Source organism: Deferrisoma sp., from assembly GCF_054681715.1.
Map to the genome: position 1 here is coordinate 1 of NZ_BAAHFQ010000147.1, position 6,830 is coordinate 6,830.

General features: G+C 70.6%; 7 protein-coding genes and 1 pseudogene. 6 read left to right on the forward strand and 2 right to left on the reverse strand.

Annotated elements, in window-relative coordinates; genetic code table 11:
• From ACY0I8_RS14870 to gap, 6 genes are all read left to right on the forward strand, one after another.
• On the forward strand, positions 1-813 hold an 813-nt coding region (locus ACY0I8_RS14870), incomplete at its 5' end, for a GGDEF domain-containing protein (protein ID WP_461395367.1).
• 14 nt (positions 814-827) lie between these two features.
• Positions 828-2,108, forward strand: a complete 1,281-nt coding sequence (gene hisS, locus ACY0I8_RS14875; RefSeq protein ID WP_461395368.1) for a histidine--tRNA ligase — start codon at positions 828-830, stop codon at positions 2,106-2,108.
• The gene (locus tag ACY0I8_RS14880) at positions 2,105-2,485 is read left to right on the forward strand and encodes a cytochrome c3 family protein (RefSeq protein WP_461395369.1); all 381 of its coding nucleotides are present in this window, start codon (positions 2,105-2,107) and stop codon (positions 2,483-2,485) included. Before hisS ends, ACY0I8_RS14880 begins: the two co-directional genes overlap by 4 nt.
• A gap of 50 nt (positions 2,486-2,535) precedes the next feature.
• Positions 2,536-4,338 (forward strand): aspartate--tRNA ligase, encoded by a 1,803-nt coding sequence (gene aspS, locus ACY0I8_RS14885; RefSeq protein WP_461395370.1) that lies wholly within the window; start codon positions 2,536-2,538, stop codon positions 4,336-4,338.
• Between the two features lie 61 nt (positions 4,339-4,399).
• Complete coding sequence (locus ACY0I8_RS14890) at positions 4,400-4,876, forward strand: RrF2 family transcriptional regulator (protein ID WP_461395371.1); 477 nt, start codon at positions 4,400-4,402, stop codon at positions 4,874-4,876.
• 96 nt (positions 4,877-4,972) lie between these two features.
• Entirely contained in the window at positions 4,973-5,980 is a 1,008-nt protein-coding gene (gap, locus tag ACY0I8_RS14895; protein WP_461395372.1) for a type I glyceraldehyde-3-phosphate dehydrogenase, read from the forward strand.
• Between the two features lie 45 nt (positions 5,981-6,025).
• Here gap and ACY0I8_RS14900 read toward each other — a convergent pair whose 3' ends face one another.
• Complete coding sequence (locus ACY0I8_RS14900; RefSeq protein ID WP_459940102.1) at positions 6,026-6,487, reverse strand: Fur family transcriptional regulator; 462 nt, start codon at positions 6,485-6,487, stop codon at positions 6,026-6,028.
• A gap of 96 nt (positions 6,488-6,583) precedes the next feature.
• A pseudogene (locus ACY0I8_RS14905) lies at positions 6,584-6,830 on the reverse strand (catalase-peroxidase); the annotation flags it as partial.

Genomic DNA, 6,830 nt, shown 5'->3' on the forward strand with positions numbered 1-6,830 from the left:
GAGGCCGAGGCCCTGCGGGACGCCCTGGTGATGAAGGCGGAGCGGTATCTGCGCGGGCTCGAGGGGCCGCGGATCCTGGGGCGGGCCCGGCTCCTTCGGATCCTGGCGGACCGGTCCCGGGGGCCCGAGGTGCGGGAGCTCTTGTTCCTTCCCCTGCGTCCCCGGGCCGGGTTCGACGGCGTGGTCATTCTCGGCCGGTCGGGCCGGGGCGAGCGGTTCACCCAGGACGATGCGGCCAACGCCCATTTCCTGGTCCAGCAGATGGAACTCGCGCTGGAAGCGGCCGAGCGGTTCCAGGAGGCCCGGAAGCTGGCCTTCGTGGACCCCCTGACCGACCTCTACAACGCCCGGTACCTGGAACGGGCGATCGACGAGGCGATCCGGGAGACGGAGCGTTCGGGCACCCCGTTTAGCCTGCTCTTCCTGGACCTCGACCGGTTCAAGGAGATCAACGACGTCCACGGCCACCTGACCGGAGGCAAGGTGCTCATCGAGGTGAGCCGGCTCCTCCAGGCCAACGTGCGCGAGAACGACGTCCTGGTCCGGTACGGGGGCGACGAGTTCGTGGTGGTGCTCCCGGGCACAGACACCCAGGCCGCAGTGGAGGTGGCCGAGCGGGTCCGCCAGGCCGTGCGCAACCACCGGTTCCTGGGACGGGAGGGCCGCGACATCCGGCTCACGGCGTCGGTGGGAGTGGCCACCTATCCCGACGACGCAGGATCCCGCGAAGAGCTCGTGGACAAGGCCGACCGGGCCATGTACCGAAACAAGGAGGCCTCGCGCGACGCCGTGTACGAGGCCCGTCTCCTCTGACGGAAATTCCCCACATGGAGATCAAGAAACTCAAGGGATTCCGGGATGTTCTCCCGGACGAGGCCCCCCTGTGGCAGCACATGGAGGCCGCGGCCCGGCGGGTGCTCGAGGCGTTCGGGTACCGGGAGGTCCGGCTTCCCCTTCTCGAGGATACGGCGCTCTTTCGCCGCTCGATCGGCGAGGCGACCGACATCGTCGAGAAGGAGATGTACACCTTCGTCGATACCGGCGGAAACTCGGTGACGCTGCGGCCCGAGGGGACCGCCTCGGCCGTGCGGGCGTACCTGGAAAACGGGCTGCACCGCTCGTCCCCCCGGGTCCGGTGGTACTACATGGGCCCCATGTTCCGGCGGGAGCGACCCCAGAAAGGCCGGCTGCGGCAGTTCCACCAGATCGGGGTCGAATGCTTCGGCTGGGCCGAGCCCGAGGCCGACGCCGAGGTGTTGGCCGTGCTGTGGGACCTGTTCGGGGCGTTCGGCCTGACCGAGCGGCTCCGGCTCGAGGTCAACACCCTGGGATGTCCGATCGACCGCCGGGCCTACGTGGAGAGGCTGCGGGAGCACCTCCGGGGCCTTCGCGACGACCTCTGCCCCGACTGCCAGCGCCGGGTCGACACGAACCCCCTTCGGGTTCTGGACTGCAAGCGGGAGCGGTGCCGCGAGCGCACCGCGGACGCCCCGCTCATCCTCGATGCCGTGTGCCCGGACTGCCAGGCCCACTTCGGGCGGATCCGGGAGATCCTGGAACGGGTCGGGATCCCCCACACGGTGAACCCCCGCATGGTCCGGGGTCTCGACTACTACAACCGCACCACTTTCGAGCTCCTGGCCGAGGGCCTGGGGGCCCAGAACGCCGTGGCGGCCGGCGGCCGCTACGACGGGCTGTCGGAGGCCCTGGGCGGCCCCCCGGTGCCGGCTCTCGGGTTCGCGGCGGGCATGGAGCGGCTTGCCCTCCTTCTCGACCCCGAGCGGGTACCCGCCGTCCGGCCGGTGGGATACTGGGTGGTGCGGGGGCCGGAGGCGGCCGACCGGGCCCTGGCGCTTCGGCGGAGCCTGGCCGCCCGGGGCCTGGGTACCGAGATCGATCTCGCCCCCCGGAGCTTCAAGGCCCAGATGCGGGCGGCCGACCGGAGCGGGGCCCGGGTGGCCCTGATCCTGGCCGAGGACGAGCTCGGGGCCGGCACGGTGACCGTGAAGGATCTCGCCACGGGCGAGCAGGAACCGGTGGCGGCGGCCGCCCTGGAGGCGTACCTCGCCGATCGCGCGACGACGACTCCCCAAGGAGAGGAGCCATGACCCGCATCCCGAAGGACGCCCTGATCGCTTTGGCCGCCGTGGCCCTGGGCCTCGGCGCGGCCGGGATCACCGCGGCCGGCACCTGCATCGAGGACGGGTGCCACGCCCCGATCATGCAGCCCCAGTTCCTCCACGGCCCGGTGGCGGCCGAGGAGGCCGGGGCCGACGGGTGCGTGTCGTGCCACGTGCCAGCGGGCCAGCCGTGCACCGCGTCCAAGGCCGGGAAGTACAAGTTCAAGACAAAGCCGGACCGGCTCTGCCTCCTGTGTCACGAGCGGGGCACGGGCACCCAGCACACCCGGGCTGGGGGGAAATGCCTCTCGTGCCACGACCCCCACGGCAGCGAGCGAAGCTCTAAGCTGATGCGGGCCGGGTAGGACACCCCGGGCCCGGTACCCCCTTCGACCCCTGAACGGAGCGGACGAGCGTGATCGAACCGATGGGAACCTGGCGCCGCACCCACCCGTGCGGCCAGTTCCGGCCGGACCACATCGGCCAGACCGTGACCCTGATGGGCTGGGTACACCGCCGCCGGGACCACGGCGGCCTGATTTTTGTAGACCTCCGGGACCGGTCGGGGCTCGTGCAGGTGGTGTTCTATCCCGACGTTTCCCCCGAGGCCCACGAGCAGGCCCACCGCCTGCGCAGCGAGTACGTGATCGCGGTGCGGGGCGAGGTGGCCCCTCGGCCCGAGGGCACCGAGAACCCGGATCTCCCCACGGGGCAGGTGGAGGTCAAAGCCCAGGAACTCAGGATCCTGAACCGGTCCCAAACCCCGGTGTTCCCGGTGGACGAGGAGGCCGAGGCGGGGGAGGACCTGCGGCTCAAATACCGCTACCTCGACCTCCGGCGGCCGGCCCTCCAGAAGAACCTGGCCCTGCGGCACCGGGCCGCGGCCAGCGTGCGGCGGTTCCTCGATGAGCACGGGTTCTGGGAGGTGGAAACCCCGGTCTTGACCCGCTCGACCCCCGAGGGGGCCCGGGACTTCCTGGTGCCGAGCCGGCTCGCGCCGGGCAAGTTCTACGCCCTGCCCCAGAGCCCCCAGCTCTTCAAGCAGATGCTCATGGTGGCCGGGGTGGAGCGCTACTTCCAGATCGTGAGGTGCTTCCGCGACGAGGACCTGCGGGCCGACCGCCAGCCCGAGTTCACCCAGATCGACCTCGAGATGAGCTTCGTTGGGGCCGAGGACGTGCTGGATCTGATGGAGGCCATGATCTGCCGGCTGTGGAAGGACACCCTCGGGGTGAACCTGGCCCGGCCGTTCCCGAGGATGGGGTACGCCGAGGCCATGGCGCGGTACGGCACCGACGCCCCGGACCTGCGGTTCGGCCTGGAACTCGCCGACGTGAGTGCCGCGGTGGCGGCCTGCGAGTTCAAGGTGTTCGCCCAGGCCGTGAAAAAGGGCGGGGTGGTCAAGGTGCTTAACGCCAAGGGCGCCGGCGAGGCGCTTTCCCGCAAGGAGATCGACGACCTGGCCGGGTTCGTGGCGCCGTTCGGGGCCAAGGGACTCGCCTGGATCCGCGTGCAACCCGACGGCACCTGGCAGTCGCCCATCGCGAAGTTCCTGGGCGACAACGCCCGCGAAGGCATCCGGGCGGCGGCGGAGCCGGAGCCCGGCGACATCTTGTTCTTCGTGGCCGACACCGAGAAGGTCGCGAACCTCGCGCTCTCGAAGTTGCGGGTGCACTTGGCCGAGCGCCTGGGGCTCATTCCCGAGGGGCGGTGGGCGTTTTGCTGGGTCACGGACTTCCCGCTCCTGGAATGGGACCCCGACGAGAAGCGGTATGTGGCGCTCCACCACCCGTTCACGAGCCCGGTGCCCGAAGACGTGGAGAAGCTCGGCGACCGGCCCCTGGAGGTCCGGGCCCAGGCCTACGACCTGGTGCTCAACGGCGTCGAGATCGGGGGGGGCTCGATCCGGATCCACGACGCGGAAACCCAGCAAAAGGTGTTCCATGCCCTGGGCATCGGCCCCGAGGAGGCCCGGGAGAAGTTCGGCTTCCTGCTGGACGCCCTCTCGTTCGGGGCGCCCCCCCACGGGGGGATCGCGTTCGGGTTCGACCGAATCCTCATGTTCCTGTGCGGCACCCCCAGCATCCGGGACGTGATCGCGTTCCCCAAGACCCAGCGGGGCACCTGCCTTCTGACCGAGGCCCCTGCCGAGGTGGACCCGGCCCAGCTCCGGGAGCTTCACATCCGGGTGCGCCGGCCCGAAACCCCGGCCCCTTGACCCTTTTCGGGCGGGCTGCTATTTTCGCGCGCGTCAATCGGGAACCCGAGAGGTAGACGCCATGAAACTTACGACCAAGAGCAGGTACGGGGTGCGGGCGATCTTCGACATCGCCTATCACGCCGGAGGGCTTCCGGCCCAGATCAAGGACATCTCGGAACGCCAGCAGATCAGCCCCCGGTACCTGGAGCAGATCTTCCAAAAGCTCAAGAAGGCCGGGATCTTGGGTAGCAAGCGGGGGCCCCGGGGCGGGTACTTCCTGCTCAAGAAGCCCAGCGAGATCACCCTTTACGACATCATCACCTGCACGGAGGGGCCGATCGAGCTCGTCTTCTGCGTGAGCGACATCGACGACGCCGACTGCGACGCCCCCACCTGCGACCGCAAGGACGTGTGCGTGGCGAGCCCCATGTGGAAGGAGATCGGGGACAAGATCGCCGACATCTTCCGCAACACCACGATCCAGGACCTTTGCCACCGGGCCGAGGAGTTGGGGATCGAACGCCAGCTCGACGCCCGGTTCATGTACTACATCTGAGGCGCCGGCGGCCCCCAGCTGGGGTACGCACCGCCGCCCTCACCCGCCCGCCCCGGTTCCGGCCGGGGCGGTGGCGTTTCGGTGGGAGGAGTCGGGATGCCCGTTCGCATTGCCATCCACGGGTTCGGCCGGATCGGCCGGAGCGCCTTCCGGGTGGCCTGGGGCCGGCCCGGGATCGAGATCGCGGCCGTGTCCGACCGGGCGGACCCGAGGGGGCTCGCGCACCTCCTGCGGTACGACTCGGTGCACGGCCGGTTCGGGGGCGAGGTGTCGGCGGAGCCCGGGGTGCTCCGGGTGGGCGGCCGAGATCTGCCCTTCGTGCGGGCCGACGACCCGGCCGCGTGCCCCTGGGGAGACCTGGGGATCGATGTGGTCCTCGAGTGCACCGGGCAAAACACCCGCCGCGCCGCCGCCGAGGGGCACCTGCGGGCGGGCGCCCGGTGGGTGGTGGTGTCGGCCCCGGCCGAGGGCGCCGACCTCACGGTGGTGCTGGGGGTGAACGACCACCTCCTCGACCCGTCCCGGCACCGGGTGGTGAGCAACGCCTCGTGCACCACCAACTGCCTGGCGCCGATTCTGAAGGTGCTCCACCGGGCCTTCGGGGTGCGCCGGGGCCTCGTGACCACGGTGCACAGTTACACCAACGACCAGCGGCTCCTCGACACCCCCCACCCGGACCTCCGGCGAGCGCGCGCCGCCGGGGTCTCGATCGTGCCCACCACCACCGGGGCGGCCCGGGCCGTCGGCCTGGTGCTCCCGGAGCTCGCCGACCGGCTCGACGGGGTGTCGGTGCGGGTGCCGACCCCCGACGTGTCCCTGGCCGACGTCACGGTGGCCCTGAAGCGGCCGGCCTCGGCCGGGGAGGTGAACGCCGCGCTCCGGGAGGCGGCCCAAGGGGCGCTCCGGGGCATCCTGTCCTACACCGAGGAGCCCCTGGTCTCGGCAGACTACGTCGGAAGCCCCTTCTCGGCCGTGGTGGACGGCCCCCAGACCCGGGTCGTGGGGGGCGATTTCGTGAAGCTCCAGGCCTGGTACGACAACGAGTGGGGCTACGCCAACCGGCTCGTGGACCTGGCCGAGCGCTTCGCCTTTCGGGTGGGGTAGGGGGACCTCGGCGGGATCCCCTGCGCTGCCGCCCTGGGGGGCGGGTCATCCCTTTTCCTGCCCCGCCGCCGCGCACGCTTTGCACAGCCCCCAGATCTCGACCCGGCGTCCTTCGACCACCCCCCAGGTCGATGCCGGAATCGGGGGCTCCAGTTCATCCGCCTCCGGCCATCGGAAGTCCAGGATGGTTTGGCATCGGCGACACACGAGGTGGTGGTGCGGGGTGGGATCCGGGTCGTAGCGCACCCCAGACCCTGTTGGATCGACCCGGGTGATGAGCCCGAGTTTCTCGAACAGGGACAGGGCGCGATAGACGGTGTCGAGAGACACCGTCGGTAGTTTCGTTCGGGCGCGCCGAAATACGGCCTCCACCGTCGGGTGGCTCGGGTCTGATACCACGGCGCGGTAGAGCTCGATGCGCTGATGGGTCAGACGGAGCCCGTGGCGCTGAAAGGCTTCCCGCAAGCGCTCCAGTTCGGGATCGACAGACGATGTGCGGGCGGTCATTGGAGGGCCTCCGTGCAAGGGGTACCCGAGGTGGCCTGGGCGTGCGCGGAAAAAGCGGGGAGCCCGGGCGGGGGAACGCCCGGGCTCCCCGCGGCCCTAGGGGTTGGCGGGCGCAGCCCGGGCGTCCTTGGGGAGGTCGAACCGGTCGAGGTGCATGACTTTGTACCACGCGGCCACGAAGTCGCGCACAAACTCCTCCAATCCGTCAGCGCTCGCGTACGCCTCTGCCACCGCCCGCAGTTCCTCGTGGTGGCCGAACACGAGATCCACCCGGGTGGCCGTCCATCTCCTCGCACCCGTGGCCCTGTCGTACCCGTGGAACAGGTACCGGCGCTCGTCGGCC

What these genes read in the sequence shown, in the direction of transcription:
- ACY0I8_RS14890 (WP_461395371.1), top strand. Translation starts at nt 4,400, where the DNA reads ATGAAACTTACGACCAAGAGCAGGTACGGGGTGCGGGCGATCTTCGAC.
- ACY0I8_RS14880 (WP_461395369.1), top strand. Translation starts at nt 2,105, where the DNA reads ATGACCCGCATCCCGAAGGACGCCCTGATCGCTTTGGCCGCCGTGGCC.
- hisS (WP_461395368.1), top strand. Translation starts at nt 828, where the DNA reads ATGGAGATCAAGAAACTCAAGGGATTCCGGGATGTTCTCCCGGACGAG.
- ACY0I8_RS14900 (WP_459940102.1), bottom strand. Translation starts at nt 6,487, where the DNA reads ATGACCGCCCGCACATCGTCTGTCGATCCCGAACTGGAGCGCTTGCGG.
- gap (WP_461395372.1), top strand. Translation starts at nt 4,973, where the DNA reads ATGCCCGTTCGCATTGCCATCCACGGGTTCGGCCGGATCGGCCGGAGC.